Annotated in this window: 41 protein-coding genes; all 41 read left to right on the top strand. The window is 33.7% G+C overall.

The annotated features are described in order from the left end of the window. Positions 1-71 precede the first annotated feature (71 nt). The 41 genes from fusA (at position 72) to ACTNBA_RS04205 (ending at position 25,824) form a co-directional block, all read left to right on the top strand. Positions 72-2,129, top strand: a complete 2,058-nt coding sequence (gene fusA / locus ACTNBA_RS04005; protein ID WP_035135026.1) for an elongation factor G — start codon at positions 72-74, stop codon at positions 2,127-2,129. 57 nt (positions 2,130-2,186) lie between these two features. Further along, positions 2,187-3,380, top strand: coding sequence for an elongation factor Tu (gene tuf, locus ACTNBA_RS04010; protein WP_346847802.1), 1,194 nt, complete (start codon positions 2,187-2,189; stop codon positions 3,378-3,380). A 662-nt stretch (positions 3,381-4,042) separates the two neighbouring features. Further along, entirely contained in the window at positions 4,043-4,351 is a 309-nt protein-coding gene (rpsJ, locus tag ACTNBA_RS04015; RefSeq protein WP_035133283.1) for a 30S ribosomal protein S10, read from the top strand. 107 nt (positions 4,352-4,458) lie between these two features. Further along, entirely contained in the window at positions 4,459-5,088 is a 630-nt protein-coding gene (gene rplC, locus ACTNBA_RS04020; RefSeq protein WP_346876707.1) for a 50S ribosomal protein L3, read from the top strand. Positions 5,089-5,105: 17 nt separating this feature from the next. Next, positions 5,106-5,726 carry a 50S ribosomal protein L4 gene (rplD, locus tag ACTNBA_RS04025; protein ID WP_035133287.1) on the top strand — a complete coding sequence of 207 codons (621 nt, stop codon included), beginning with the start codon at positions 5,106-5,108 and terminating at the stop codon, positions 5,724-5,726. Beyond that, on the top strand, positions 5,726-6,022 hold the full coding sequence (gene rplW / locus ACTNBA_RS04030; RefSeq protein ID WP_150845873.1) for a 50S ribosomal protein L23: 297 nt from the start codon (positions 5,726-5,728) through the stop codon (positions 6,020-6,022). The genes rplD and rplW overlap by 1 nt, the downstream gene beginning before the upstream one ends. Positions 6,023-6,074: 52 nt before the next feature. Further along, positions 6,075-6,908, top strand: coding sequence for a 50S ribosomal protein L2 (gene rplB / locus ACTNBA_RS04035; RefSeq protein WP_035133291.1), 834 nt, complete (start codon positions 6,075-6,077; stop codon positions 6,906-6,908). A gap of 62 nt (positions 6,909-6,970) precedes the next feature. After that, positions 6,971-7,252, top strand: a complete 282-nt coding sequence (rpsS, locus tag ACTNBA_RS04040) for a 30S ribosomal protein S19 (RefSeq protein ID WP_035133294.1) — start codon at positions 6,971-6,973, stop codon at positions 7,250-7,252. Positions 7,253-7,274: 22 nt separating this feature from the next. Beyond that, positions 7,275-7,610: a 50S ribosomal protein L22 gene (gene rplV, locus ACTNBA_RS04045; protein WP_150845875.1), complete on the top strand. Its 336-nt coding sequence runs from the start codon at positions 7,275-7,277 to the stop codon at positions 7,608-7,610. Between the two features lie 16 nt (positions 7,611-7,626). Further along, a complete protein-coding gene (gene rpsC, locus ACTNBA_RS04050) occupies positions 7,627-8,292 on the top strand; it encodes a 30S ribosomal protein S3 (RefSeq protein WP_150845876.1) in 666 nt (221 codons plus the stop codon). Positions 8,293-8,319: 27 nt separating this feature from the next. Continuing rightward, the gene (gene rplP / locus ACTNBA_RS04055; protein WP_035133300.1) at positions 8,320-8,763 is read left to right on the top strand and encodes a 50S ribosomal protein L16; all 444 of its coding nucleotides are present in this window, start codon (positions 8,320-8,322) and stop codon (positions 8,761-8,763) included. Then, a complete protein-coding gene (rpmC, locus tag ACTNBA_RS04060; RefSeq protein WP_035133305.1) occupies positions 8,753-8,965 on the top strand; it encodes a 50S ribosomal protein L29 in 213 nt (70 codons plus the stop codon). Before rplP ends, rpmC begins: the two co-directional genes overlap by 11 nt. 21 nt (positions 8,966-8,986) lie before the next feature. Continuing rightward, the gene (gene rpsQ, locus ACTNBA_RS04065; protein WP_035133308.1) at positions 8,987-9,241 is read left to right on the top strand and encodes a 30S ribosomal protein S17; all 255 of its coding nucleotides are present in this window, start codon (positions 8,987-8,989) and stop codon (positions 9,239-9,241) included. A 23-nt stretch (positions 9,242-9,264) separates the two neighbouring features. Further along, positions 9,265-9,633, top strand: a complete 369-nt coding sequence (gene rplN, locus ACTNBA_RS04070) for a 50S ribosomal protein L14 (protein WP_035133311.1) — start codon at positions 9,265-9,267, stop codon at positions 9,631-9,633. Between the two features lie 17 nt (positions 9,634-9,650). Next, positions 9,651-9,965, top strand: a complete 315-nt coding sequence (gene rplX / locus ACTNBA_RS04075; protein WP_035133314.1) for a 50S ribosomal protein L24 — start codon at positions 9,651-9,653, stop codon at positions 9,963-9,965. 22 nt (positions 9,966-9,987) lie between these two features. After that, positions 9,988-10,530, top strand: a complete 543-nt coding sequence (gene rplE / locus ACTNBA_RS04080) for a 50S ribosomal protein L5 (protein WP_035133316.1) — start codon at positions 9,988-9,990, stop codon at positions 10,528-10,530. A 14-nt stretch (positions 10,531-10,544) separates the two neighbouring features. Continuing rightward, a complete protein-coding gene (locus ACTNBA_RS04085; protein ID WP_035133318.1) occupies positions 10,545-10,730 on the top strand; it encodes a type Z 30S ribosomal protein S14 in 186 nt (61 codons plus the stop codon). A 32-nt stretch (positions 10,731-10,762) separates the two neighbouring features. Continuing rightward, complete coding sequence (gene rpsH, locus ACTNBA_RS04090; RefSeq protein WP_035133320.1) at positions 10,763-11,161, top strand: 30S ribosomal protein S8; 399 nt, start codon at positions 10,763-10,765, stop codon at positions 11,159-11,161. Between the two features lie 23 nt (positions 11,162-11,184). Then, complete coding sequence (gene rplF / locus ACTNBA_RS04095; RefSeq protein ID WP_035133322.1) at positions 11,185-11,724, top strand: 50S ribosomal protein L6; 540 nt, start codon at positions 11,185-11,187, stop codon at positions 11,722-11,724. 25 nt (positions 11,725-11,749) lie between these two features. Next, complete coding sequence (gene rplR / locus ACTNBA_RS04100) at positions 11,750-12,112, top strand: 50S ribosomal protein L18 (RefSeq protein ID WP_150845878.1); 363 nt, start codon at positions 11,750-11,752, stop codon at positions 12,110-12,112. A gap of 17 nt (positions 12,113-12,129) precedes the next feature. After that, positions 12,130-12,627 (top strand): 30S ribosomal protein S5, encoded by a 498-nt coding sequence (gene rpsE, locus ACTNBA_RS04105; protein WP_035133326.1) that lies wholly within the window; start codon positions 12,130-12,132, stop codon positions 12,625-12,627. A gap of 12 nt (positions 12,628-12,639) precedes the next feature. Beyond that, positions 12,640-12,819 (top strand): 50S ribosomal protein L30, encoded by a 180-nt coding sequence (gene rpmD, locus ACTNBA_RS04110; RefSeq protein WP_035133328.1) that lies wholly within the window; start codon positions 12,640-12,642, stop codon positions 12,817-12,819. A gap of 17 nt (positions 12,820-12,836) precedes the next feature. Continuing rightward, positions 12,837-13,277 (top strand): 50S ribosomal protein L15, encoded by a 441-nt coding sequence (gene rplO, locus ACTNBA_RS04115; RefSeq protein WP_035133331.1) that lies wholly within the window; start codon positions 12,837-12,839, stop codon positions 13,275-13,277. Further along, a complete protein-coding gene (gene secY / locus ACTNBA_RS04120) occupies positions 13,278-14,561 on the top strand; it encodes a preprotein translocase subunit SecY (RefSeq protein WP_441072747.1) in 1,284 nt (427 codons plus the stop codon). 25 nt (positions 14,562-14,586) lie between these two features. Beyond that, positions 14,587-15,249 (top strand): adenylate kinase, encoded by a 663-nt coding sequence (locus tag ACTNBA_RS04125; RefSeq protein ID WP_035133451.1) that lies wholly within the window; start codon positions 14,587-14,589, stop codon positions 15,247-15,249. Next, positions 15,236-15,982, top strand: coding sequence for a type I methionyl aminopeptidase (gene map / locus ACTNBA_RS04130; RefSeq protein ID WP_035133335.1), 747 nt, complete (start codon positions 15,236-15,238; stop codon positions 15,980-15,982). The genes ACTNBA_RS04125 and map overlap by 14 nt, the downstream gene beginning before the upstream one ends. A 13-nt stretch (positions 15,983-15,995) precedes the next feature. Continuing rightward, positions 15,996-16,277 carry an RNA-binding protein gene (locus ACTNBA_RS04135; RefSeq protein WP_441072749.1) on the top strand — a complete coding sequence of 94 codons (282 nt, stop codon included), beginning with the start codon at positions 15,996-15,998 and terminating at the stop codon, positions 16,275-16,277. Between the two features lie 8 nt (positions 16,278-16,285). Continuing rightward, positions 16,286-16,504 (top strand): translation initiation factor IF-1, encoded by a 219-nt coding sequence (gene infA / locus ACTNBA_RS04140; protein WP_035133338.1) that lies wholly within the window; start codon positions 16,286-16,288, stop codon positions 16,502-16,504. Positions 16,505-16,519: 15 nt separating this feature from the next. Continuing rightward, positions 16,520-16,633 carry a 50S ribosomal protein L36 gene (rpmJ, locus tag ACTNBA_RS04145; RefSeq protein WP_003373491.1) on the top strand — a complete coding sequence of 38 codons (114 nt, stop codon included), beginning with the start codon at positions 16,520-16,522 and terminating at the stop codon, positions 16,631-16,633. Between the two features lie 43 nt (positions 16,634-16,676). Beyond that, positions 16,677-17,045 carry a 30S ribosomal protein S13 gene (gene rpsM, locus ACTNBA_RS04150; RefSeq protein ID WP_441072752.1) on the top strand — a complete coding sequence of 123 codons (369 nt, stop codon included), beginning with the start codon at positions 16,677-16,679 and terminating at the stop codon, positions 17,043-17,045. A gap of 15 nt (positions 17,046-17,060) precedes the next feature. Beyond that, entirely contained in the window at positions 17,061-17,453 is a 393-nt protein-coding gene (gene rpsK, locus ACTNBA_RS04155) for a 30S ribosomal protein S11 (RefSeq protein WP_035133342.1), read from the top strand. 19 nt (positions 17,454-17,472) lie between these two features. Continuing rightward, positions 17,473-18,093, top strand: coding sequence for a 30S ribosomal protein S4 (gene rpsD, locus ACTNBA_RS04160; RefSeq protein ID WP_150845882.1), 621 nt, complete (start codon positions 17,473-17,475; stop codon positions 18,091-18,093). A gap of 63 nt (positions 18,094-18,156) precedes the next feature. Further along, the gene (locus ACTNBA_RS04165; RefSeq protein ID WP_035133346.1) at positions 18,157-19,104 is read left to right on the top strand and encodes a DNA-directed RNA polymerase subunit alpha; all 948 of its coding nucleotides are present in this window, start codon (positions 18,157-18,159) and stop codon (positions 19,102-19,104) included. A gap of 12 nt (positions 19,105-19,116) precedes the next feature. Next, positions 19,117-19,458 carry a 50S ribosomal protein L17 gene (gene rplQ / locus ACTNBA_RS04170; RefSeq protein WP_035133348.1) on the top strand — a complete coding sequence of 114 codons (342 nt, stop codon included), beginning with the start codon at positions 19,117-19,119 and terminating at the stop codon, positions 19,456-19,458. 91 nt (positions 19,459-19,549) lie between these two features. Continuing rightward, the gene (locus ACTNBA_RS04175; protein WP_441072756.1) at positions 19,550-20,479 is read left to right on the top strand and encodes an energy-coupling factor transporter ATPase; all 930 of its coding nucleotides are present in this window, start codon (positions 19,550-19,552) and stop codon (positions 20,477-20,479) included. Then, positions 20,464-21,318 (top strand): energy-coupling factor transporter ATPase, encoded by an 855-nt coding sequence (locus tag ACTNBA_RS04180; RefSeq protein ID WP_441072758.1) that lies wholly within the window; start codon positions 20,464-20,466, stop codon positions 21,316-21,318. The genes ACTNBA_RS04175 and ACTNBA_RS04180 overlap by 16 nt, the downstream gene beginning before the upstream one ends. A 30-nt stretch (positions 21,319-21,348) precedes the next feature. Beyond that, complete coding sequence (locus ACTNBA_RS04185) at positions 21,349-22,146, top strand: CbiQ family ECF transporter T component (RefSeq protein WP_150845886.1); 798 nt, start codon at positions 21,349-21,351, stop codon at positions 22,144-22,146. A gap of 26 nt (positions 22,147-22,172) precedes the next feature. After that, positions 22,173-22,907, top strand: coding sequence for a tRNA pseudouridine(38-40) synthase TruA (gene truA / locus ACTNBA_RS04190; RefSeq protein WP_441072760.1), 735 nt, complete (start codon positions 22,173-22,175; stop codon positions 22,905-22,907). A 142-nt stretch (positions 22,908-23,049) separates the two neighbouring features. Then, the gene (rplM, locus tag ACTNBA_RS04195) at positions 23,050-23,484 is read left to right on the top strand and encodes a 50S ribosomal protein L13 (protein WP_035133357.1); all 435 of its coding nucleotides are present in this window, start codon (positions 23,050-23,052) and stop codon (positions 23,482-23,484) included. 26 nt (positions 23,485-23,510) lie between these two features. After that, positions 23,511-23,903, top strand: coding sequence for a 30S ribosomal protein S9 (gene rpsI / locus ACTNBA_RS04200; RefSeq protein WP_035133359.1), 393 nt, complete (start codon positions 23,511-23,513; stop codon positions 23,901-23,903). A 295-nt stretch (positions 23,904-24,198) separates the two neighbouring features. Further along, positions 24,199-25,824 (top strand): Na/Pi cotransporter family protein, encoded by a 1,626-nt coding sequence (locus ACTNBA_RS04205; protein ID WP_441072763.1) that lies wholly within the window; start codon positions 24,199-24,201, stop codon positions 25,822-25,824. The last annotated feature ends 91 nt before the right edge of the window (positions 25,825-25,915 follow it).

The raw sequence follows: 25,915 nt of genomic DNA on the forward strand, positions 1-25,915 counted from the left end.
AAGACTGTTTTGGCTAAGGCCAAAACAGTTTTGTCGAATTTAAAATTACTCGTTAAGAGGAGGAAATAGGAATGGCTAGAAAATACCCTTTAGAGAAATTTCGTAATTTCGGAATTATGGCTCACATAGATGCAGGTAAAACTACAACAACAGAGCGTATTTTATTTTATACTGGTAAAACTCATAAGATAGGAGAAACTCATGAAGGTGCATCTCAAATGGACTGGATGGTTCAAGAACAAGAAAGAGGTATAACAATTACTTCTGCTGCAACAACATGTTTTTGGAATGATCATGAATTAAATATTATAGACACTCCTGGACACGTAGATTTCACTGTTGAAGTTGAGAGATCATTAAGAGTACTAGATGGAACGGTTACAGTACTTGACGCAAAGAGTGGAGTTGAACCACAAACTGAAACTGTTTGGAGACAGGCAGACAAGTATGGTGTTCCAAGAATGATTTATGTTAATAAAATGGATGCTACAGGTGCTGATTTCTTTAGATGTATTAAGACTGTAAGAGATAGATTAAAAGCTAATGCAGTACCAATACAAATTCCTGTAGGTGCAGAAGAGAACTTTAAGGGAATGATAGACTTAATAGCTAATCATGCTATCATAACTTATGATGATTTAGGAACAGATGTAAGAATTGAAGAAATTCCTGCAGAATTAGCTGATAAGGCTGAAGAGTATAGAATGGCTATGGTAGAAGCTATAGCAGAAACTGATGAGACTTTAATGGAAAAATACCTTGAAGGTGAAGAAATCACTGAAGAGGAATTACATGTTGCTTTAAGAAAAGCTACTATAGCAAATGAAATAGTTCCATGTATATGTGGATCATCATATAAAAACAAAGGGGTTCAAGAAATGATAAATGGCGTTGTTGCTTATTTACCATCTCCATTAGATATCCCTGCTGTTAATGGTACTACATTAGATGGAGAAGAAGATTCAAGAGAAGCATCAGATGAAGCTCCAATGTCTGCTTTAGCATTTAAAATTGCTACTGACCCATTTGTAGGGAAACTTGCATTTACAAGAGTTTACTCAGGTATAATGAAAGGTGGTACTTATGTACTTAACTCAACTAAGGGTAAAAAGGAAAGAATTGGAAGACTTGTTAAAATGCATGCTAACCATAGAGAAGAAGTAGAAGAGTTAGAAGCAGGTGAAATCGGAGCAGTTATTGGACTTAAAGGAACTACAACAGGAGATACTTTATGTTCTGAAGATAAACCAATAATTCTTGAATCAATGGAATTCCCAGAGCCAGTTATATCTGTAGCTATTGAGCCAAAGACAAAAGCTGGTCAAGAAAAATTAGGAATAGCTTTAGCAAAACTTGCTGAAGAAGATCCAACATTCAAAACTTATACTAATCAAGAAACAGGTCAAACAATCATCGCTGGTATGGGTGAGTTGCACTTAGATATTATCGTAGATAGATTAACAAGAGAATTCAAAGTTGAATGTAACGTTGGTGCACCACAAGTTGCTTATAAAGAAACAATTAGAAAAGCTGTTAAGGCTGAAGCTAAATATGCTAAGCAATCAGGTGGTAAAGGACAATATGGTCACTGCGTAATAGAAATGGAACCAATCGAAGGTGAATATGTATTTGAAAATGCTGTTGTAGGAGGAGCTATTCCTAAAGAATATATTGCTCCAATTGATAATGGTATAAGAGAAGCAGCTAAGAATGGTATAATTGCTGGTTACGAGACTATCAACTTTAAGATTAGACTTGTACACGGATCATACCACGAAGTTGACTCATCAGAAATGGCATTTAAAATTGCTGGATCTATGGCATTTAAAAATGCTATGGCTAAAGCAGACCCAGTATTACTTGAGCCAATGGAAAAAGTTGAAATTACAGTTCCAGAAGAGTACATGGGAGATGTAATGGGAGATGTAAACTCAAGAAGAGGAAGAATTGATGGTATGGAAGCTATTAATGGAGCTCAAATTATTAGAGCCTTCGTTCCATTATCTGAAATGTTTGGATATGCAACTACTTTAAGATCAAAAACACAAGGTAGAGGTGTTTACTCAATGGTATTTGATCACTATGAAGAAGTTCCAAAGAGTATTCAAGAGCAATTAGCTAAAAAGTAATTAAGAATATATATAAAGTGAAAATAAAAATGTTTTCTAATTGAGGAGGAATAAGAAATGGCAAAGGAAAAATTTGAAAGAAGCAAACCGCACGTTAATATTGGAACAATAGGACACGTAGACCACGGTAAGACAACATTAACAGCAGCAATAACAACAGTATTAGCAAGTAGAGGATATGCAGAAGCATTCAACTATGCTGATATAGATAAAGCACCAGAAGAGAAGGAAAGAGGAATCACAATCAATACATCACACGTAGAGTATCAAACAGAAACAAGACACTATGCTCACGTTGACTGTCCAGGACACGCAGACTATGTTAAGAACATGATTACAGGAGCAGCACAAATGGATGGAGCAATCCTAGTAGTAAGTGCAGCAGACGGTCCAATGCCTCAAACAAGAGAGCACATACTTCTAGCATCAAGAGTAGGAGTACAATACATAGTTGTATTCTTAAATAAAGCAGATATGGTAGATGATCCAGAATTATTAGAATTAGTAGAAATGGAAATCAGAGAATTATTATCTGAGTATGACTTCCCAGGAGACGATATTCCAATAGTAACAGGATCAGCATTAAAAGCATTAGAAAGCCCAACAGATGAAGCAGCAACACAATGCATCATGGACTTAATGGCAGCAGTAGATAGCTATATCCCAACTCCAGAAAGAGCAACAGATAAAGCATTCTTAATGCCAGTAGAGGACGTATTCACAATAACAGGAAGAGGAACAGTAGCAACAGGAAGAGTTGAGACTGGAATACTAAAAGTTGGAGACGAAATCGAAATCGTAGGATTAACAGAAGAGAAGAGAAAAGTAGTATGTACAGGAGTAGAGATGTTCAGAAAACTTCTAGATGAAGCACAAGCAGGAGATAACATCGGAGCTCTATTAAGAGGAGTACAAAGAGCAGATATACAAAGAGGTCAAGTATTAGCAAAAAGTGGATCAGTACATCCACATATGAAGTTCGTAGGTCAAGTATACGTACTTAAAAAAGAAGAAGGTGGAAGACATACACCATTCTTTGATGGATACAGACCACAGTTCTACTTCAGAACAACAGACGTAACAGGATCAATCAAATTACCAGATGGAATGGAAATGGTAATGCCAGGAGACCACATAGATATGAACGTAGAATTAATCACTCCAATCGCAATGGATGAAGGATTAAGATTCGCAATCAGAGAAGGTGGAAGAACAGTAGGATCAGGAGTTGTAACTTCTATAATCGAATAATTAAGATTTAAAATAATAAATTATTTATTGTCCTGAAAAGGAAATGTGCACAATAAAACCTAGGTAAAAAGAGAGATGGGGACGCCTATCTCTCTTTTTTATGTCTAAATAACTTCTCCTACAATATATACAATAATGAAATATGAATTGTATAAATAAATATGGAGAAAAATCTATAATAATAGATTTTCATTATTTTACCTATTGAATTTAAATGTTATATGATGTACTATACATAAATATAACTTATATAGTATATTTAATTAAAAATAAAAAAAGTTTACTAATATCTTTATATATTCTGAATTTTAGGCAATTATATAAACAAATAGTTAGTAAAGTTACATATTAAATATATAATATTTTTATTAAAGAAAATTAAAGATATTAAAAATTTACAAGAGTAAAAAATGAATAAAAACTCTTGTCAAAGCTAACAAAATAATGTATACTATAGAAGTTGCAATATGGTAACAGCGATGAGGTAAGAGGTTGCCGGGCTTCCGGGGGAATTCTTAACCGAGCATGCTCAATCAAGAATTGGGCGACGGGGTCTGTTGTGCTGTTGTGTTTCTTAAAACAAGAAACGCCAGGAGCAGTTTACAGAACTTCCGCTGTTGCGCGTAAGAAGTAATAGCGTGCGATGAAAAGGAGGGAATGAAATGTCAAAACAAAAAATCAGAATCAGATTAAAAGCGTTTGATCACACAATACTAGATCAATCAGCAGAGAAGATTGTTGAGACTGCTAAAAACACAGGAGCTAAAGTAGCTGGTCCAGTACCGCTACCAACTGAGAAAGATGTAATAACTGTTCTAAGAGCTCCACACAAATACAAAGATTCAAGAGAGCAGTTCGAAATCAGAACTCATAAAAGACTAATCGATATATTAAGTCCATCACCAAAAACTGTTGATGCGTTAATGAGATTAGACTTACCAGCAGGTGTAGATATCGAAATAAAATTATAATCGTACATAGTACATGAAATTGAACTATGATGTACGGGTAATAGAAAAACTATTACTAACTATTATGATCACAATGTGGTCCGCTAATAAGTAGGAGGTGTATTTAAATGAAAAAAGCTATAATGGGTAAAAAATTAGGAATGACTCAAATATTTGATGAAAATAGAAGAGTAGTACCTGTAACAGTTGTAGAAGCTGGTCCATGTGTAGTAATCCAAAAGAAAACAGTAGAAAATGATGGATATGAAGCCATAAAAGTTGGATTTGGAGATATAAGAGAAAAGTTAGTGAATAAACCTAAGAAAGGTGAATTCGCAAAAGCTGGTGTTGTTGTAAGAAGACACATAAAAGAATTTAGATTAGAGGATACAAGTGCTTACGAAGTAGGTTCTGAAATAAAAGCAGAAATCTTCGCAGCAGGAGATAAAATTGACGTATCTGGAATATCTAAAGGAAAAGGATTCGCTGGCGTTATAAAAAGATGGAACTTCCACAGAGGACCAATGAGCCACGGTTCTAAATTCCATAGAGCAGTAGGTTCAATGGGAGCATCATCAGACCCATCAAGAACATTTAAGAATAAAAAAATGCCTGGTCATATGGGAAATGTTAATACTACAGTGCTAAATCTAGAAGTAGTAAGAGTAATACCTGAAAAGAATATTATTCTTATAAAAGGCGGAATACCAGGACCAAACAAAGGTTTAGTAGTAATAAGAAACGCTGTTAAAGCATAAGGAAAGGAGGATGCAGAATGCCTACAGTAAAAGTGTATAACACTGAGAAAAAAGAAGTTGGAGAAATTCAATTAAATGATAGCATTTTCGGAGTAGAAGTTAGTGTTGAAGCAATGCACCAAGTTGTATTAGCTCAATTAGCTAATAAAAGACAAGGAACTCAAAGTGCTAAGACAAGAGCTGAAGTAAGAGGCGGAGGAATTAAGCCTTGGAGACAAAAAGGAACAGGAAGAGCAAGACAAGGTTCTATAAGAGCTCCACAATGGATTCACGGGGGTATCGTATTTGCACCAAAACCACGTGATTACAGAGTTTCCGTTCCAAAGAGTATGAGAAGAGTAGCTATGAAATCAGCTTTAACTTCAAAAGTACAAGATAATGAAATGATAGTATTAGAAAGCTTGGCTTTCGATGCACCAAAAACTAAAGATATGGTAAAAGTTCTTAATGCTTTTGAAACTAAAAAAACATTAATAGTTGTAGCTGAGTCTAATGAGAATGTTTATAAATCAGCAAGAAACATTCCTGGAGTAGCTGTAGTGCCTGTAAACAACATAAATGTTTACGACATATTAAAGTATGAAAACTTAATGATTACTAGAGACGCTGTATCAAAAATTGAGGAGGTGTATGCATAATGAAAATGACTAGTTATGATATAATAAGAAAACCTGTTATAACTGAAAAAAGTATGGCTGCTATGGCAGAAAGAAAATACACTTTCATCGTTGACATACACGCAAACAAAGTTCAAATAAAAAAAGCTGTTGAAGAAGTTTTCGGAGTAAAAGTTGAAGATGTTAAAACTCTAAGAAATTTAGGTAAAACTAAAAGAGTTGGAGTTCACATTGGAAAAAGAGCTGACTTCAAAAAAGCAGTTATTAAATTAGCAGCTGACAGCAAAACAATTGAATTCTTTGAAGGAATGCAATAATATAACGCATTTATTGGCTAGAGCCAGATAAGCGAAAAGGGAGGGAAACCTAATGGCAGTTAAAAAATTTAACCCTACCACTCCTTCAAGAAGAAATATGACTATGGCTTCATTTGAGGAAATAACAACAGATGTACCTGAAAAGTCACTTCTTGTAAGTAAGAAAAAAACTGGTGGTAGAAATGCTCAAGGTAAAATTACTGTTCGTCACCACGGTGGTGGAGCGAAACAAAAATATAGATTAATAGATTTTAAAAGAACTAAAGATGGTATACCAGCTAAAGTTGCAACTATCGAGTACGATCCTAATAGATCAGCTTACATCGCATTAGTTGTATATGCAGATGGTGAAAAGAGATACATAATAGCTCCAGTTGGATTAAAAGTTGGAGATGTTGTAGTATCTGGATCAGATGCAGACATTAAAGTTGGAAATACACTTCCAATAACTAACATACCAGTAGGTACAATAATTCATAACATTGAATTACAAGTAGGAAAAGGTGCTCAACTTGTTAGATCAGCAGGTTCTTCAGCTCAATTAATGGCTAAAGAAGGAGCTTACGCTCAAGTAAGACTACCAAGCGGAGAAGTTAGATATGTAAGAGTAAACTGCAGAGCTACAATAGGAACAGTTTCAAACTTAACTCACGAAATTGTTAATATAGGTAAAGCAGGAAGAAAGAGACATATGGGTATCAGACCAACAGTAAGAGGATCTGTAATGAACCCTAATGACCACCCACACGGAGGTGGAGAAGGTAAATCTCCAGTAGGTCATGCTAGTCCACGTACTCCATGGGGTAAACCAGCTCTTGGATACAAAACTAGAAAAACTAAGAAATACTCTGACAAATTTATTGTTAAGAAAAGAAATAGTAAATAGTTAGAAGAGAAATAAATTCTCTTCTGATTATAACTACTTTACATGAAGGGAGGCCACTAATAGTGAGTAGATCAATTAAAAAAGGACCTTTTGTAAAAGAGTCTCTTCTAAATAAAATAGAAGAAATGAACAAAGCTGGCGAGAAGAAAGTTATAAAGACTTGGTCAAGAAGCTCTACAATTTTTCCTCAAATGATAGGACACACAATTGCTGTACATGATGGAAGAAAACATGTTCCAGTATATGTTCAAGAAGATATGGTAGGACATAAACTTGGAGAGTTCGCTTTGACTAGAACTTTTAAAGGTCATATCGCGAAGGAAAAATCAAGTAGAATGAGATAGTACGGGAAGGAGGAAATTACCAATGGAAGCTAAAGCTATAGCTAAATATGTAAGAATGTCTCCTATGAAAGTTGGGATTGTTCTTGACCTTATAAGAGATAAGAATGTAAATGAAGCTTTCGCTATATTACAATATACTCCAAAAGATGCAGCTGTTGTTATTAATAAGTTATTAAAATCAGCTGTTGCGAATGCAGAAAACAATTTTAATTTAGACAGAAATAGATTATATGTTGCAGAGGCTCATACAGGTGCAGGTCCAACATTAAAGAGATTTAGACCACACGCTCAAGGTAGAGCATTCAGAATTTTAAAAAGAACTAGCCATATAACTATAGTAGTTAAAGAAAGAGCATAAGAAGGAGGGATATAGAGTGGGTCAAAAAGTACATCCACACGGCCTAAGAGTTGGTGTTATCAAGGATTGGGACGCTAAATGGTATGCAGACAAGAAAAATTTTGCAGATAACTTAGTTGAAGATAATGCTATCAGAGAATATATAAAGAAAAGATTATTCACTGCTGGAATATCTAAAATTGAGATAGAAAGAGCAGCTAAAAGAGTTAAAATAAATATACATACCGCAAAACCTGGAATGGTTATAGGAAAAGGCGGTCAAAGTATAGAAGAGCTTAAAGTTGCATTAAAAGAAGTTGTTAAAGATAAATTTGTTTTAATTAACATAGTAGAAGTTAAAACACCAGAAAACAATGCACAATTAATGGCTGAAAACATAGCAGCTCAATTAGAAAAGAGAATATCTTTCAGAAGAGCTATGAAACAAACGATTCAAAGAGCTATGAGAACAGGTGTTAAAGGAGTTAAGACTGCATGTTCAGGAAGATTAGGCGGAGCTGAAATCGCAAGAACAGAGCAGTATCATGAGGGAACAATCCCACTACAAACTTTAAGAGCTGATATCGACTATGGATTTACAGAAGCTAATACAATCTATGGTAAAATTGGTGTAAAAGTTTGGGTGTATAAAGGTGAGGTTCTTCCAACTAAGAAAGTTCAGAAGGAAGAAAGTAACTCATAATAACGTGTAAGGAAGGAGGAATTTGACATGTTAATGCCTAAAAGAGTTAAACATCGTAAGGTACAACGTGGTAGAATGAGAGGTAAAGCTACAAGAGGTAACTTCATTGCTTATGGAGATTATGCTTTACAAGCAACAGAGTGCGGTTGGATTACAAGCAACCAAATCGAATCTGCCAGAATAGCTATAAATAGATACGTTAAAAGAGGAGGAAAGGTTTGGATAAAAATCTTCCCTGATAAGCCAGTAACTGAAAAACCAGCTGAAACACGTATGGGATCTGGTAAAGGTTCACCAGAGTACTGGGTAGCAGTAATTAAACCAGGTAGAGTATTATTTGAAATATCTGGAGTATCTGAAGAAGCTGCTAGAGAAGCTATGAGACTTGCGTCTCACAAATTACCAGTAACAACCAAATTTGTTACTAGAAGAGATTTTGAGGAAATGGGTGGTGAAATCAATGAAGGCTAATGAATTGAAAGAGTTGAGACAAAGTACTCCTCAAGATTTAAATGTAAAACTATCTGATCTTAAATCAGAATTATTTAACCTTAGATTTCAGTTAGCTACAGGACAGTTAGAAAACCCAATGAGAATTAAACAGGTTAAGAAGTCTATAGCCCAAATTAAAACCATCCTTAGAGAAGAAGAATTAAGGGCTTGTGAGCAGTAATACTGAAAGGAGGTTCATCTTGTGGAAAGAGGAAATAGAAAAAGTAGAATCGGAAGAGTAGTTTCTGACAAAATGGATAAGACAATTGTTGTTGCTGTTGAAACTAAAGTTAGACATCCATTATATGGAAAAACAGTTAATAGAACAACTAAATTTAAGGCTCATGATGAAAATAATGAAGCAAAAGTTAACGATAGAGTATTAATAATGGAAACAAGACCATTATCTAAGGATAAGAGATGGAGACTTGTTGAAATCATGGAAAGAGCTAAATAGTTAACTGAAGGGAGGGTATTTACATGATACAACAACAAACATTATTAAAAGTAGCGGATAACTCTGGTGCTAAAGAAATAATGTGTATTAGAGTACTCGGTGGTTCCAAAAGAAAATGGGGAAACATCGGAGACGTAATTGTTGCTAGCGTTAAAAGTGCAACACCAGGTGGAGTTGTTAAAAAAGGTGACGTAGTAAAAGCAGTTATTGTTAGATCAGTTAAAGGTTTGAGAAGAGCAGACGGGACTTATATCAGATTTGATGAGAACGCAGCTGTTATTATAAAAGACGATAAGAATCCAAAAGGAACTCGTATCTTCGGACCTGTTGCTAGGGAGCTAAGAGATAAAGAATATAATAAAATATTGTCACTAGCACCTGAAGTACTATAGGATAGGGGGTAGCAAAGATGAAAGTTCATGTTAGAAAGAAAGACACTGTTATGGTTATCTCTGGAAAAGATAAAGGTAAAACTGGAGAAGTTTTAGCTGTTTATCCTAAGACTGGAAAAGTTGTAGTTGCTGGCGTTAACGTAGTAACTAAACATCAAAAACCAAACAGACAAAATATGCAAGGTGGAATAGTTAACTTTGAAGCAGCTATTAACAGCTCAAAAGTTATGCTATATTGCGATAAATGTAAGAGCGTAACTAGAATAAGCAATAAAGTACTTGATGATGGTACAAAAGTTAGAGTTTGCAAAAAGTGCGGAGAAACATTTTAATTCGCGAAAGGAGGTTTAACAAATGGTTACAAGACTACAAGAGAAATACAATAGTGAAGTAATACCAGCTATGATGGATAAGTTCGGATACAAAAATATAATGCAAGTACCTAGACTTGAAAAAATAGTTATAAATATGGGAGTTGGCGAAGCTAAAGATAACTCTAAAGTTTTAGATGCTGCTGTAAGTGATATGCAATTAATCACTGGACAAAAAGCTGTATTAACTAGAGCAAAAAAATCAGTTGCCAACTTTAAAATAAGAGATAACATGGCAATTGGATGTAAAGTTACATTAAGAAAAGATAAGATGTTCCAATTTGCGGACAAATTAATGAATATAGCATTACCAAGAGTTAGAGACTTCAGAGGCGTTCCTACTAAGTCATTTGATGGAAGAGGAAATTATGCTTTAGGAATAAAAGAACAATTAATATTCCCTGAAATAGAATATGATAAAATTGATAAAGTAAGAGGAATGGATATAATATTTGTAACTACTGCAAAGACAGACGAGGAAGCAAGAGAATTATTAAGATTCCTTGGAATGCCATTTGCTCAATAAAAGGAGGGAATGACTTGGCACGTAAAGCTTTAATAGAAAAGTGGAAAAAAGAACCAAAATATTCAACTAGAGAATACTCTAGATGCAGATTATGTGGAAGACCACATTCTGTCTTAAAAAAATTTGGTATTTGCCGTATATGTTTCAGAGAACTTGCTTATAAAGGACAAATTCCTGGATGCAAAAAGGCAAGCTGGTAATATACAGATCATAGCGAAAGGAGGCACAATTAATGAATATGACTGATCCGATAGCAGATTTGCTAACACGTGTAAGAAATGCAAATATTGTTAGACATGAAATAGTAGAAGTTCCTTCTTCAACAATAAAGAAAGGCATAGCAAATATTATGCTTCAAGAAGGATATATTAAAAATATAGAAGAATATCAAGATGGAACTGTTTCAATGTTAAGACTTAGCATGAAATATGGCCAAAATAAAGAGAGAGTTATAACAGGACTTAAGAGAATATCTAAACCAGGACTAAGAGTTTATAGTGGTAAGGATGATATCCCTAAAGTTTTAAATGGATTAGGAGTTGCAATAATATCAACTTCTAAAGGATTAGTTTCTGATAGAGAAGCTAGAAAATTAGGATTAGGCGGAGAAGTTATCTGCTACATCTGGTAGTTTATGAACAAGGAGGTGCGATTATGTCAAGAGTAGGAAGACTTCCAATAGCTATACCAGCTGGTGTATCTGTTACAGTAACGCCAGACAACGTTGTTACAGTTAAAGGACCTAAAGGGGAATTAACTAGAACAATGGTGAAGAATATAAACATAGCTATAGAGGATAATCAAGTGGTCGTTACAAGACCAAGCGATATAAAAGAACATAGAGCTCTACACGGATTAACTAGAGCATTATTAAATAATATGGTAATTGGAGTAACTAATGGTTTCGCTAAGACATTACAATTAGTTGGTGTTGGATATAGAGCAACAGCAAAAGGTAAGGGATTAACTTTAAACCTAGGATTCTCACACCCAGTTGAAATAGCTGCTGTAGATGGAATTACATTTGAATTAACAGATGCTAATACTATAGTAGTAAAAGGAATCGACAAGGAATTAGTTGGTAAAGTTGCAGCTGATATAAGAACTTGGAGAAAACCTGAGCCTTACAAAGGAAAGGGTATTAAGTACTCTGATGAAGTTATCAGACGTAAGGAAGGTAAGACTGGTAAATAATAGCTATTAGAAAGGAGAGAATTTCATGTTCAATAAAGCTGATAGAAAGCTATCAAGAGAAAGACGTCATTTAAGAGTACGTAAGAAAATTCATGGAACAGCTGAAAGACCAAGACTTGCAGTGTTCAGAAGTGAAAAGAACATATACGCTCAAATTATAGATGATGTTGCTGGAAGAACATTAGTTGCTGCATCTAGTTTAGATAAAGACTTTTCTCTAAAAGTTGGTAGCAATAAGGAAGCTGCTAAACTAGTTGGTGAAGTAGTAGCTAAAAAAGCAATAGAAGCAGGAATTACTGAAGTTGTATTCGATAGAGGTGGATATGTATACCACGGAAGAGTACAAATGCTTGCAGAAGGTGCAAGAGAAGCAGGACTTAAATTCTAAAAAAAGGAGGTACACACATGAAAATAGATCCTAGCACACTTGATCTTAAAGAGAAAGTTGTACACATAAACAGAGTTGCTAAGGTTGTTAAAGGTGGTAGAAACTTCAGATTCAGCGCACTAGTAGTTGTTGGTGATGAGAACGGACACGTTGGTGTTGGAATGGGAAAATCTATCGAAATACCAGAAGCAATTAGAAAAGGTATCGAAGATGCTAAAAAGAACATCGTTAAAGTTGAATTAGATGGAACTACAGTTCCTCATACTATAGATGGTAAATTTGGAACTGGTACAGTTCACATAATGCCAGCTTCAGAAGGAACAGGTGTTATCGCTGGAGGTCCAGCAAGAGCAGTACTTGAGCTTGCAGGATTAAAAGACGTTAGAGCTAAATCATTAGGTTCAAATAACCCAAGAAATATGGTTAGCGCAACTATAGATGGATTATCAAAATTAAGAACAGCAGAGCAAGTTGCAAAACTTAGAGGCAAAACTGTTGAAGAAATTCTAGGATAGGAGGGGAAAACCTTGGCTAAAGTTAAATTAACATTAGTAAAGAGTTTAATTGGTAGAAAGAAAGATCATATTGCTACTGTAGAGGCTCTTGGATTAAGAAAAATAGGTAAAACTGTTGAGCACGAGGAGACTCCTCAGATCAGAGGTATGATTAATAAAGTAAGTTACCTACTAAAAGTAGAAGAAGCTTAAACTAAGGAGGTGTAAATATGAGACTTCATGAGTTAAGACCTGCAGAAGGTGCAAAAAAATCTCCTAAGAGAATCGGTAGAGGTACTGGTTCAGGTTGGGGTAAAACTGCTGGAAAAGGTCAAAAAGGACAAAACTCAAGATCTGGTGGTGGTGTAAGACCAGGATTTGAGGGAGGTCAAATGCCTTTATATAGAAGACTACCTAAGAGAGGATTTACAAATATATTTGCTAAAGAATATACTTGTATAAACGTAGATAGACTAAACATATTTGAGGATGGAACTGTAGTTACTCCAGAGTTACTTCGTGAATCTGGAATGGCTAAGAGAGTAAACGATGGGATAAAGATTCTTGGAAATGGTAACATTGAAAAGAAATTAACTGTTAAAGCTAATAAGATTTCCAAAGCTGCAGCAGAGAAGATTGAAGCGGCAGGAGGAAAAGTTGAGGTGATATAGATGTTATCAACCCTACGAAACGCTTGGAGAGTTCCTGAGCTAAGAAAAAGAATACTATTTACATTAATGATAGTGGTAATTTTTAGAATGGGTGTGTTTATCCCAGTACCAGGAGTGGATGCTAGTAAGATTGCAACTTTAGTTAGTAGTAATTCTGGTTCCCTTCTAAGTTTCTATGACATGATTGCAGGAGGGGCTTTTAGTAAGTTTAGTATATTTGCTTTAGGTGTTACTCCGTATATCAATGCATCGATTATAATTCAATTACTTACAATTGCAATTCCTTATTTAGAACAACTTTCTAAAGAAGGTCAAGAAGGAAGAAAAAAAATACAGAACTATACTAAATATGCAGCTCTAGTATTTGCTGTTATTCAAGCATATGCAGCATATGCTTTAATTAAAAGCTCAGGAGCTATATTGATAGAAGGTTCAATGGGCCTTTTACTAATAATACTAACAATGACAACAGGTACAGCTTTGTTAGTATGGATAGGTGAACAAATTTCAGTATATGGAATTGGAAGTGGTGTTTCTGTTATTATATTTGTAAATATAATATCTTCACTACCACAAACAGCTTATCAAATAGCAGGGCTTCTTAAAACAGGAGAAGTTAGTCCGGTAGAGGTTGTAATATTCGTAGCAGTAGCTTTAGCTTTATTAATTACAGTAATTGTTATAAATTTAGCAGAACGAAGAATTCCAGTGCAATATGCCGGTAAAGCAATAGGAAGAAAAGTTATAAAAGGTCAATCATCACATATTCCAATAGGATTAAATTCTTCTGGAGTTATGGCGATAATCTTTGGTATGTCAGTAATGCAATTTCCAGCGGTTATAGCACAAATATGGCCTGAATCTTCCTTTGCGGTATTTGTTAATAAGAGTTCTTGGAGTATATTTCAGCAAGATACTATGAGATATGTAGTAGCATACTTTTTATTAGTACTATTCTTTGCTTGGTTCTATACTATAATTACTTTCAAACCAGATGAGATGGCAGAGAATATGAATAAATCGTCAGGATTTATTCCAGGTATAAGGCCAGGTGAAAAAACTGAAATTTACTTAGAGAAGATTTTGACAAGAATATCCCTTTTAGGTGGAACATTTGCTGGAATTATAGCTATAGTGCCTATATTAGCAGCTATATTCAGTAATTTTAAGGGAGTTTCATTTGGTGGAACTAGTTTACTAATTTTAGTTGGTGTATCTCTAGATACTATGAAACAATTAGAATCCCAGCTAGTAATGAGACATTATGAAGGGTTCCTTAAATAAAAATTTTAATTTGGAGTTGATACTAGTGAGAGTTATTTTATTAGGTCCTCCTGGAGCCGGAAAAGGAACTCAGGCAAAGTCAATCTGTAATAAATACTCTATACCACACATATCTACTGGAGATATTTTTAGATATAATATCTCTCAAGCAACGCCTTTAGGGATTGAAGCTAAAAAATATATAGATAAAGGTCATCTAGTACCAGATGAATTAACTATCGATTTAATTAAAGATAGATTAAAGCAGGATGACTGCAAAAATGGATTTTTACTAGATGGTTATCCAAGGACTGTAAATCAAGCAGAGGCTTTAGAAGTTTTACTTAAAGAAATGAGTTTAAAACTAGACACTGCCTTATTGATTGAAGTTCCTAAGGGTTTTATTATAGATAGAATGACAGGAAGACGTGTATGTACTACTTGTGGAGCTAGTTATCACGTAAAATATAATCCTACTAAAAACGATGGAAAATGCGACGTTTGCGGTAGCGTTGTAATACAAAGAGCAGATGATAATGAAGCGACAGTAAGTGAAAGACTTGAAATATATGATGCACAAACACAACCGTTAATAGAATATTATAGAGAGAAAAATCTATTAGCAGAGGTTGATGGAACGCAAGCTATTAATGATGTTTTTAAGAATATCTGTGGTATCTTAGGAGCGATAAATAGTGATGAATATTAAGAGTGATACAGAACTAGAATATATGAGGAGTGCTGGTAAGGTTGTTGCCGATACCCTAGCAATGATTCAAAAGGTAATAAAACCAGGAATAACCACTGCAGAAATTGATAAACTTGCTGAAGAGTTTATATTAGCACAAGGAGCTATACCTTCTTTTAAAGGATATGGAGGATTCCCAGGATCAATATGTGCATCAGTAAATGATGTAGTAATACATGGTATCCCGAATGACACCGTATTAGTTGAAGGAGATATAATCAGTGTTGATTGTGGAGCAATACTTAATGGCTATCATGGTGATGCTGCACGAACTTTTCCAGTAGGAAATATTTCTAAGGAAGCACAACATCTAATAGATGTCACTAAAGAATCTTTCTTTAAGGGCATTGAAAAAGCAGTAGTGGGGAACAGACTTACCGATATTTCAGCAGCTATTCAAAAGCATGCTGAGAGTTTTGGATATTCTGTGGTTAGGGATTTTGTTGGACACGGCATAGGAACTTCTATGCATGAAGACCCACAAGTTCCTAATTACGGCACTGCTGGTAAAGGTCCTAAGTTAGTACACGGTGTAGTACTTGCAATTGAACCTATGATAAACATGGGAAATTACAAAGTTAAAATTAAGCCAGATGGTTGGACTGTAGTGACTAGTGATGGAAAGTTATCTGCCCATTATGAAAATACTATAGCAATAACTAATGAAGGTGTAGAAATACTAACTTTGAGCTAATGAGGTGACTAATGTGGATGATGACAGCCTTTTAGGTAAGGTAGTACATTCAAAATCAGGAAGAGATAAAGGAAAATACTTTATCATTATTGGTATAATAGACGATGAGTATGTCTATATTTCAGATGGAGACCTTAGAAAAATTGATAGGCCAAAGAAAAAGAAAATTAAACATTTATCTTTTACAAATATTTTGGCTGAAGATATTAGAAGTGCTATCTTATGTGATGGAAAGATCAGTAATTCTAAAATAAGAAAATTTTTGCAGGTTGAGGATATAATAGAGGAGGTTTGATTACCCTTATGTCAAAAGATGATATAATTGAAATGCAAGGTGTCGTTTTAGAAACTCTACCTAATGCAACTTTCCAAGTTGAATTAGAGAGTGGGCACAAGATACTTGCTCATATTTCTGGAAAGTTAAGAATGAACTTTATAAGAATTTTACCAGGCGATAAGGTTACAGTAGAACTTTCTCCATATGATTTGACTCGTGGGAGAATAACTTGGAGAGATAAGTAATAAGGAGGGTTAGCTATGAAGGTAAGACCATCAGTTAAACCTATATGTGAAAAATGTAAAGTTATAAAAAGAAAAGGAAGAGTAATGGTTATCTGTGAAAATCCTAAACATAAACAAAAACAAGGTTAATGAAAATAAATAAGTAGTGATACTTAGGAGGTGTAGATTGTAGATGGCAAGAATTGCAGGTATTGACCTACCAAAAGAAAAAAGAGTTGAGATAGGTCTAACTTATATATTTGGTATAGGACTACCAAAATCTCATGAAATACTTGAAGCTACAGGAGTGAATCCTGATACAAGAATCAAGGATTTAACTGAAGATGAAGTAAACACATTAAGAGATTATGTAAATAAGAGCATAATGGTTGAAGGTGATCTTAGAAGAAAAGTTGCCTTAGATATAAAGAGACTTAAAGAAATCGGATGTTATAGAGGAATAAGACATAGAAAAGGTCTTACAGTTAGAGGTCAAAAGACTAAGACTAATGCAAGAACAAGAAAAGGTCCTAAGAAGACTATAGCAGGCAAGAAGAAATAGTAAGGAGGGAATATAATGGCTCAAAAGAAAGTTAGAAGTAGAAGAAAAAAAGAAAGAAAAAATGTTGAGCACGGTGCTGCACACATAAAATCTACTTTCAATAATTCCATCGTTACACTTACTGATGCAGCTGGAAACGCATTGTCATGGGCAAGTGCTGGTGGATTAGGATTTAGAGGTTCAAGAAAAAGTACTCCATTTGCAGCTCAAATGGCAGCTGAAACAGCAGCTAAAGCAGCGATGGAACATGGTTTAAAAAGCATAGAAGTTTATGTTAAAGGTCCAGGAGCAGGTAGAGAAGCGGCTATAAGATCACTTCAAGCTGCAGGATTAGAAGTTACTTTAATCAAAGATGTAACTCCAATTCCACACAATGGATGTAGACCACCAAAAAGAAGAAGAGTTTAATTAACAGGAGGTGTAATGAATGGCAAGATACACAGGCGCTACATGCAGACTTTGTAGAAGAGAGGGCCTTAAGCTTAACCTTAAAGGTGACAGATGCTTCACTGAGAAGTGCGCTTTTACTAGAAGAGGTTATGCACCAGGTCAACACGGTCAAAGCAGAAAGAAAATGTCAAACTATGGAACTCAATTAAGAGAAAAGCAAAAAGCTAAGAGAATATATGGAGTTCTAGAAGGACAATTTAGAAAGTACTATGAGAAAGCTGAAAAGCAAAGAGGAATTACAGGTGAAAACCTATTAAAATTCCTAGAATTAAGATTAGATAACGTTGTTTATAGATTAGGATACGGAAGCTCAAGAGTTGAAGCTAGACAATTAGTAAACCACGGACATTTCTTAGTAAATGGTAAAAAAGTAGATATCGCATCTTACTCTGTTAAAGCTGGAGATGTTATATCAGTTAGAGAAAAAAGCAGATCTTCTGAAAAATTCAAAGTTTTTGCTGAAAATCCAAAAACTCTACCAACTTGGTTAGAAGGAAATATTGAATCATTTGAAGGTAAGGTTGCTTCAATACCAGCAAGAGAAGACATAGACGTTCCTGTTAACGAAACATTAATCGTTGAGTTATACAGTAAATAGTCAATAATGTAATCAGTTGCCCTCGATATAAAAAAACCACTAAATTTAAAAGGAGGGTTATAAATGTTAGAAATTGAAAAGCCAAAAATAGAATGTGTTGAAACCGCTGAAAATGGTACATATGGCAAATTTGTTGTTGAACCATTAGAAAGAGGTTATGGAATAACTTTAGGTAATGCATTAAGAAGAATTCTTCTTTCTTCACTACCTGGAGTTGCTGCTAATTCGATTAAAATTGATGGTGTTTTACACGAATTCTCAACTATACATGGAGTTAAAGAAGATGTTTCTGAGTTAATTCTAAATATAAAAGAATTAGCACTTAAGATGTCTGGTGAGGGCCCAAGAACAATATATATTGATGCTGAAGGTCCTGGTGAAGTTACAGGAGCAGATATTAAAGTGGACGGAGATGTTGAAGTAGTTAATAAGGATCTTCATATTGCTACCCTAGATGATGGTGGAAAGTTATTTATGGAGATAAATATTAATAGTGGTAGAGGTTATGTTTCTCAAAATAAGAACAAAACTGATGATAAGCCAATATCAACTATACCTGTTGATTCAATATATACTCCAGTTAAAAGAGTTAACTTTACAGTTGAGAATACAAGAGTAGGACAGATCACAGATTATGATAAATTAACTATAGAAATTTGGACAAATGGAACTATTAGACCTGATGAAGCTATTGGTTTATCAGCTAAAATTCTTATTGAACACTTTAAACTATTTATGACATTAACTGATCATGCAGATAATGTTGAAATAATGATAGAAAAAGAAGAAGATAAGAAAGAAAAAGTTCTAGAAATGACTATAGAAGAACTAGATTTATCTGTTAGAAGCTTTAACTGCTTAAAGAGAGCTGGTATTAATACTGTTCAAGAGTTAACAGAAAAATCAATGGATGATATGATGAAGGTAAGAAACCTAGGAAAGAAATCTCTTGAAGAGGTTGAGCAAAAACTTGAAGGCTTAGGATTGGGATTCAAACCTAGCGAGGAGTAAGGAGGTATAGAGATGGCACAGCAACGTAAGTTAGGACGTCCAACTGATCAAAGAATGGCAATGCTTAGAAATCTTACGACTAGTTTCTTAAAGCACGGTAGAATTGAAACAACTGAAGCTAGAGCAAAAGAAACTAAAAGATTAGCTGAGAAAATGATAACTTTAGCTAAAAGAGGAGATCTTCATGCTAGAAGACAAGTGCTTGCATTTGTTACAGAAGAGGATGTTGTTAAGAATTTATTTGATAACGTAGCTCCAAAGTACGCTGAGAGAAATGGTGGATACACTAGAATAATGAAAATGGGACCTAGAAGAGGCGACGGAGCAGAGGTTGTTGTATTAGAATTAGTATAATAATTCAAGGGGATTAAGTAAGGCTAACTTAGTCCCCGTTTTGTTATAAAATTGAGTATTAGATAGTAACTCTCTAATGGAGGGATAATTGATGGAAACTAATATAAATTCTAGAGATAATCAAATTGAAAAGCTTAATGAAATTAATAAAATAAATAATTTAAATTCATCCAGTGAAAAAGTACCGGAAGTTATTAGTGAAAACTTGAGATACACTTATCCTCCGGATAGTGAAGGTAATATAAAATTGGCTATAGATGGTGTTAATATTACCATTAATAAGGGTGAGTTTGTAGTTGTATTAGGTCATAATGGATCAGGAAAATCTACTTTTGCAAAACATATAAATGCACTCTTAATTCCAACAGAGGGCAAAATTAGTGTGTCTGGATATGATACTAGTAAAGAAGAAAACATATGGAATGTAAGAAGCAAAGCGGGTATGGTTTTTCAAAACCCTGATAACCAAATTGTTGCAACTATAGTAGAAGAGGATGTAGCTTTTGGACCTGAAAATTTAGGCGTAGAACCTAAGGAGATAAGAAGAAGAGTAGACGAGTCACTTAAGAGAGTAAACATGTATGATTATAAAAAACATGGACCACATCTTCTATCTGGGGGTCAAAAGCAACGTGTAGCTATTGCTGGTATATTAGCTATGATGCCTGAATGCATAGTATTAGATGAGCCAACAGCCATGCTTGATCCATCTGGAAGAAAAGAAGTTATAAATACGATAATGGATTTAAATAAAAACAATGGGATTACAATAGTATACATAACACACTTTATGGAAGAAGCTGTTGCAGCAGATAAGATATATGTTATGGATTCAGGAAAAGTTATAGTAGAAGGAAAGCCAAGAGAAGTATTTCAAAATGTAGAAATTATGAAAAACTTAGGTTTGGATGTACCGCAAATGACAGAATTGGCTTATGAATTAAATAAATCAGGTGTTAATATAAAATCGGATATATTAACTATAGATGAGATGGTGAGAGAATTATGTCAATTAAAATAGAAAATTTAACTCATATATATATGGCTAAAACTCCCTTTGAAAAGGTTGCCCTTAGTAATGTTAATGTGAATATAAATGATGGCGAATTTGTAGCCCTCATTGGACATACAGGCTCAGGTAAATCTACTTTGATACAACACATGAATGGGTTATTAAAACCTAACAAAGGAAAAATATTTGTTGATGGTGTAGATATTACTGCTAGTGGAGTTAAGCTTACGGACATAAGAAAAAAAGTTGGATTAGTATTCCAATATGCAGAGTATCAACTTTTTGAGGAAACAATAGAAAAGGACATAATGTTTGGACCTAAGAATTTAGGGCTTAATGATGTGGAAGCTTTAGCAAGAACTAAAAGAGCCATGGACATGGTAGGTTTAGACTATGAAACTTACAGAAATAAATCTCCATTTGACCTAAGTGGAGGACAAAAAAGAAGAGTAGCAATAGCTGGAGTTGTAGCTATGGAACCAAGGGTTTTAATATTAGATGAACCAACAGCTGGATTAGACCCTAAGGGGAGAGATGAAATTCTAGGAGAGCTATATAAGCTTCATAAATCCTATAACATGACTATCATTCTTGTATCTCATAGCATGGAGGATGTGGCAAAGGTTGCAGACCGTATATTGGTAATGGATGAAGGAAAATGTGTATTAGATGGTACACCACAAGAAATATTCAAAGAAGTAGATACATTAGAAAATGTAGGTCTTGCAGTTCCACAGGTAACATATCTTATGCGAGAATTGAGAAGGGTTGGATTTGAATTACCTGATGATATTTTCACATTAGAACAAGCTAAAAAAGAGTTACTTAAGATACTAGCAAAAAACTAGGCTCTTTTATAAAGTTGTGGAGGAGTAAATATGATTAAAGATATTACCATAGGCCAATATATACCTGGAGAGTCATTTGTCCATAAATTAGATGCTAGGGTAAAAATACTATTTTCCTTACTCTTTATAATAGACTTATTTTTAATAAAAGAGTTCTCAGGATATATTGTTATTTTTATATTTACAATGATGGCTATAATTGTATCTAAGATTCAATTTAGATATATATATAAGGGATTAAAGCCTATATTTATATTAATGATAATAACGGCACTATTTAATGTGTTTTTAACTAGAGGTAACGTATTATTATGGCAATGGGGATTTATTAAAATATATAAAGAAGGTATAGTAACAGCTATATTTATGATACTAAGACTTACTTTTCTTATTATAGGAACATCTCTATTAACATTAACTACATCACCAATAGAACTTACTGATGGAATAGAAAAATTACTAGGACCATTTAAGAAAATTGGTGTACCAGCTCATGAACTTGCCATGATGATGACTATAGCACTACGATTTATACCTACTTTAATGGATGAGACTGATAAAATAATGAAGGCTCAAAAGGCAAGAGGTGCAGATTTTGAAAGTGGAAGTATAGTTAATAGAGCTAAAAGCCTTATACCACTACTTGTACCGCTATTTATTAGCTCCTTTAGAAGAGCTGATGAATTAGCAATGGCAATGGAAGCTAGATGCTATAGAGGTGGAGAAGGCCGAACTAGAATGAAGATACTAAAAGTAACTTCGAGAGATTATGTAGGAATGATTGTTATGTCTGCATTAACTATAATAGTTATATATATGAGATTTTAGATGTAGTAGAATAAAGGGATATATATATGAAAAACGTTAAGTTAATACTAGAATATGATGGAACTAATTATATGGGTTGGCAAAAACAGCCTAAGGGAGAAACCGTTCAAGGAACAGTTGAAAATGCAATCTCTAAGATCACTGGGGAAAAAGTTGAAGTGATTGGTTGTAGCAGAACCGATAGTAAAGTCCATGCTAAAGGATACGTATGTAATTTTAAGACTAGTAGTAATATTCCTGTAGAAAAGTTTAGAGAAGCATTAAATCATGTATTACCAGAAGATATATCTGTAATTAAGTCCTCACAAGTTCATGATGATTTTCATGCTAGATATGATTCAAAAGGGAAGATGTATTGCTATACAATACTAAATACAGAAGTAAGAATGCCCATATGTAGAAATTTTTCATATCACTATAAAAAGAGTTTAGATATAGAGAAAATGAAGGATGCTGCAAAATTTTTTATAGGAACTCATGATTTTGAAGCTTTTAGGAATATTGGAAGTTCAGTTAAAACGACTACAAGAACTATTAGTAAAGTTGATATAGTTAAGAACGAACACTATATCAAAGTATATATAGCTGCTGATGGATTTTTATATAATATGGCAAGAATTATGATAGGAACGCTTATAGATGCAGGAAATGGAAAAATAAAAGCAGAAGATATACCTAAAATAATATTAAGTAGAGATCGAAAAAAAGCAGGCAAAACATGTTCACCCCAAGGTTTGTGTTTAATTGAAGTTTATTATTAATAATAGTAAAAATCATTGACACACCCGGGAAATTGTATTATAATGAATTTTGTTCGTATAATAAATATTTGTGTGTAAGATCCATTAGCCCCGGATCTTTATCCATAGAATTATAATTGTTAAAAATCAGGGAGGTAGTAAGATGAAATCATACTTAGCTAAACCAAGTGAAATACAAAGAAAATGGTATGTAGTAGACGTTGAAGGAATGACTTTAGGTAGAGCTGCAAGTCAAATAGCTTCTATATTAAGAGGTAAAAATAAACCAGAATTTACTCCAAATGTAGATACTGGAGATCACGTAATAGTTGTAAATGCAGAGAAAATTGTTTTAACAGGAAAGAAATTAGATCAAAAAATGTTAAGACATCACTCATTATACCCAGGCGGATTAAAAGAGATCCCTTACAGAGAAGCATTAGCTAAGAAACCAGAATTCGTATTTGAAGAAGCTGTAAGAAGAATGCTTCCAAAAGGAGTTCTTGGAAGACAAATGGCTAAGAAGCTAACAGTTTACAGAGGACCAGAGCACAAAAATCATGCTCAAAAACCAGAAGTATTAGAATTAAAATACTAATATAGTATTGTAAGGAGGAATAAATAATGGCAAAAGTTCAACATTTTGGAACAGGTAGAAGAAAGAAATCAGTTGCTAGAGTAAGACTTGTACCTGGTGAAGGTAAAGTTGTAATAAATAAAAGAGATATGGATAACTACTTTGGATTAGATACATTAAAATTCATAGTTAACCAACCATTAGTATTAACAGGAACTAAAGACAAATTTGACGTTTTAGTTAATGTACACGGTGGTGGATACACAGGTCAAGCTGGAGCTATCAGACACGGAATATCAAGAGCTTTATTAAAAGCTGATGAGAGCTTAAGACCAGAACTTAAGAAAGCTGGATTCTTAACAAGAGACCCAAGAATGAAAGAAAGAAAGAAATACGGTCTTAAAAAAGCAAGAAGAGCTTCTCAATTCTCAAAAAGATAGTATTTGTACATACAACTGTATGTTATATAAAAATAAGGAGTATATATGCAAATATATACTCCTTATTTTTATTTTGTGTAAATTTTTTAGGTAAACTCATTTTATATATAATCAGTAGTGAAGTTTAAATTATAACATTACTTAATATGTTTATAAAAAGTTATGTTAAATTCGTGTTAAATATGTAAATAAGTATTAACATGTTTTTGATTATAGTGTATTATTAATATGGAATTTTAATGGACAAAGAAAAAGTACATATTGTGGAATGAGATTTATTGTAGGAGGTAAATTGATGTATAATATCATATTTTTGATTATTAACCTTTTAGGAGGATTGGGACTTTTTCTATATGGGATGAAGCTTATGGGAGATGGTCTTGAAAATGCAGCAGGAGATAAACTGAAGGGTATTTTTGACAGGATAACATCTAATCCAGTGAAAGGTGTGCTAACAGGTACCATTGTCACTGCTATTATTCAAAGTAGTAGTGCTACTACAGTAATGGTTGTTGGATTTGTTAATGCAGGACTTATGAATTTATATCAAGCAACATCTGTTATAATGGGAGCTAATATTGGTACTACAATAACAGCCCAATTAATAACATTTAAATTTGATGCTTTTGCACCTGTATTTTTAGCCATTGGTGCAGTTATGATACTTTTTTGCAACAAAAGAAAAGTAAAAGAAGTGGGTCAAATTATCCTTGGATTTGGTATATTATTTTTAGGATTAAAACTTATGTCAAGTGCAATGTCACCGCTTAAGGACTCAGTATTCTTTACAAATTTAATACTAAAATTAGAAGGACATACTATATTAGGGCTTTTAATAGGAATGATGATGACAGCTGTCCTTCAAAGTTCATCAGCTTCTACTGGTATACTAGTAGCATTAGCATCTACAGGAAGCTTACCATTAACAGTAGCAATACCAATATTATTAGGTAATAACATTGGTACATGTGTAACAGCATTAATATCTAGCATAGGAACTTCAATAACGGCAAAAAAAGCAGCAGTTATTCACTTGTTATTTAACCTTATAGGAGCTGTTATATTCTTAATTATTCCAGTTACATTCTTAGCTAATATAGTTTTATCAATAAGTCCAGATGTAGGTGCTGAAGCTATACCAAGACAAATAGCAAATGCGCATACCTTATTTAATTTGGTAAATACATTACTATTACTTCCTTTAATTAAATATCTTGTTGCATTTGTTAATAAGATAATTCCTGGTGAAGATGAAAAAGATGTACCAGGTGTTAAATATATAGACGAAAGATTGCTAGAGACTCCAGCAATAGCTTTTGGCCAAACAACTAATGAAATAGTAAGAATGGGTGAGAAGGCAAAGGAAAATTTAAAAGTAGCTATGAATTCTTTTTTACAAGGAGATGAAGAGCTAATAAAGGTAGCATATAATAATGAAAAGATAATTAATCTATTAGAACATGATATAACAAGATATCTAGTTAAGTTATCTAACTCAGATTTAGGTGACGAACAGAGAGCAGAACTAGCTGCATATTTCCATGTGGTAAATGATATTGAGCGTATAGGAGATCATGCAGAGAATATTGCAGATCTTGCTAGTGAGAGAATCACAAAAAGATTAAGTTTTTCTCCAGATGCTATGAATGAAATAAAAGGTATGTTTGACTATACTATAAGTGCAGTAGAAATGAGTATAGAGTGTTTTAAAAGTTATAATAGAGAAAAAGCAGCAGGGATAAGAGGAATAGAAGAAAGAATAGACTCCCTAGAAAAAGAACTAAGGGCATCACACATAAAGAGATTAAACACTGGTGTATGTAATGCTGTAGTGGGAACAATTTTCTTGGATTTGATAAGCAATTTAGAGAGAATAGGGGATCACTCAGTAAATATAGCTGAAATAATATATGAAAACTAAAATTAATAGTTTTTTATAGCTTATGTTAAAACCTTTTGGATAATATATATCCAAAAGGTTTTTATTATATAGGTAAAAGAATAATAGTATG

Source organism: Clostridium sulfidigenes (assembly GCF_052067195.1).
Taxonomy (GTDB): domain Bacteria; phylum Bacillota; class Clostridia; order Clostridiales; family Clostridiaceae; genus Clostridium_J; species Clostridium_J sulfidigenes.

Coding starts and splice junctions, on each gene's coding strand:
- fusA (WP_035135026.1), top strand. CDS start 72: ATGGCTAGAAAATACCCTTTAGAGAAATTTCGTAATTTCGGAATTATG.
- tuf (WP_346847802.1), top strand. CDS start 2,187: ATGGCAAAGGAAAAATTTGAAAGAAGCAAACCGCACGTTAATATTGGA.
- rpsJ (WP_035133283.1), top strand. CDS start 4,043: ATGTCAAAACAAAAAATCAGAATCAGATTAAAAGCGTTTGATCACACA.
- rplC (WP_346876707.1), top strand. CDS start 4,459: ATGAAAAAAGCTATAATGGGTAAAAAATTAGGAATGACTCAAATATTT.
- rplD (WP_035133287.1), top strand. CDS start 5,106: ATGCCTACAGTAAAAGTGTATAACACTGAGAAAAAAGAAGTTGGAGAA.
- rplW (WP_150845873.1), top strand. CDS start 5,726: ATGAAAATGACTAGTTATGATATAATAAGAAAACCTGTTATAACTGAA.
- rplB (WP_035133291.1), top strand. CDS start 6,075: ATGGCAGTTAAAAAATTTAACCCTACCACTCCTTCAAGAAGAAATATG.
- rplV (WP_150845875.1), top strand. CDS start 7,275: ATGGAAGCTAAAGCTATAGCTAAATATGTAAGAATGTCTCCTATGAAA.
- rplP (WP_035133300.1), top strand. CDS start 8,320: ATGTTAATGCCTAAAAGAGTTAAACATCGTAAGGTACAACGTGGTAGA.
- rpmC (WP_035133305.1), top strand. CDS start 8,753: ATGAAGGCTAATGAATTGAAAGAGTTGAGACAAAGTACTCCTCAAGAT.
- rplN (WP_035133311.1), top strand. CDS start 9,265: ATGATACAACAACAAACATTATTAAAAGTAGCGGATAACTCTGGTGCT.
- rplX (WP_035133314.1), top strand. CDS start 9,651: ATGAAAGTTCATGTTAGAAAGAAAGACACTGTTATGGTTATCTCTGGA.
- rplE (WP_035133316.1), top strand. CDS start 9,988: ATGGTTACAAGACTACAAGAGAAATACAATAGTGAAGTAATACCAGCT.
- rpsH (WP_035133320.1), top strand. CDS start 10,763: ATGAATATGACTGATCCGATAGCAGATTTGCTAACACGTGTAAGAAAT.
- rplF (WP_035133322.1), top strand. CDS start 11,185: ATGTCAAGAGTAGGAAGACTTCCAATAGCTATACCAGCTGGTGTATCT.
- rplR (WP_150845878.1), top strand. CDS start 11,750: ATGTTCAATAAAGCTGATAGAAAGCTATCAAGAGAAAGACGTCATTTA.
- rpsE (WP_035133326.1), top strand. CDS start 12,130: ATGAAAATAGATCCTAGCACACTTGATCTTAAAGAGAAAGTTGTACAC.
- rplO (WP_035133331.1), top strand. CDS start 12,837: ATGAGACTTCATGAGTTAAGACCTGCAGAAGGTGCAAAAAAATCTCCT.
- secY (WP_441072747.1), top strand. CDS start 13,278: ATGTTATCAACCCTACGAAACGCTTGGAGAGTTCCTGAGCTAAGAAAA.
- infA (WP_035133338.1), top strand. CDS start 16,286: ATGTCAAAAGATGATATAATTGAAATGCAAGGTGTCGTTTTAGAAACT.
- rpmJ (WP_003373491.1), top strand. CDS start 16,520: ATGAAGGTAAGACCATCAGTTAAACCTATATGTGAAAAATGTAAAGTT.
- rpsM (WP_441072752.1), top strand. CDS start 16,677: ATGGCAAGAATTGCAGGTATTGACCTACCAAAAGAAAAAAGAGTTGAG.
- rpsK (WP_035133342.1), top strand. CDS start 17,061: ATGGCTCAAAAGAAAGTTAGAAGTAGAAGAAAAAAAGAAAGAAAAAAT.
- rpsD (WP_150845882.1), top strand. CDS start 17,473: ATGGCAAGATACACAGGCGCTACATGCAGACTTTGTAGAAGAGAGGGC.
- ACTNBA_RS04165 (WP_035133346.1), top strand. CDS start 18,157: ATGTTAGAAATTGAAAAGCCAAAAATAGAATGTGTTGAAACCGCTGAA.
- rplQ (WP_035133348.1), top strand. CDS start 19,117: ATGGCACAGCAACGTAAGTTAGGACGTCCAACTGATCAAAGAATGGCA.
- ACTNBA_RS04175 (WP_441072756.1), top strand. CDS start 19,550: ATGGAAACTAATATAAATTCTAGAGATAATCAAATTGAAAAGCTTAAT.
- ACTNBA_RS04180 (WP_441072758.1), top strand. CDS start 20,464: ATGTCAATTAAAATAGAAAATTTAACTCATATATATATGGCTAAAACT.
- ACTNBA_RS04185 (WP_150845886.1), top strand. CDS start 21,349: ATGATTAAAGATATTACCATAGGCCAATATATACCTGGAGAGTCATTT.
- truA (WP_441072760.1), top strand. CDS start 22,173: ATGAAAAACGTTAAGTTAATACTAGAATATGATGGAACTAATTATATG.
- rplM (WP_035133357.1), top strand. CDS start 23,050: ATGAAATCATACTTAGCTAAACCAAGTGAAATACAAAGAAAATGGTAT.
- rpsI (WP_035133359.1), top strand. CDS start 23,511: ATGGCAAAAGTTCAACATTTTGGAACAGGTAGAAGAAAGAAATCAGTT.
- ACTNBA_RS04205 (WP_441072763.1), top strand. CDS start 24,199: ATGTATAATATCATATTTTTGATTATTAACCTTTTAGGAGGATTGGGA.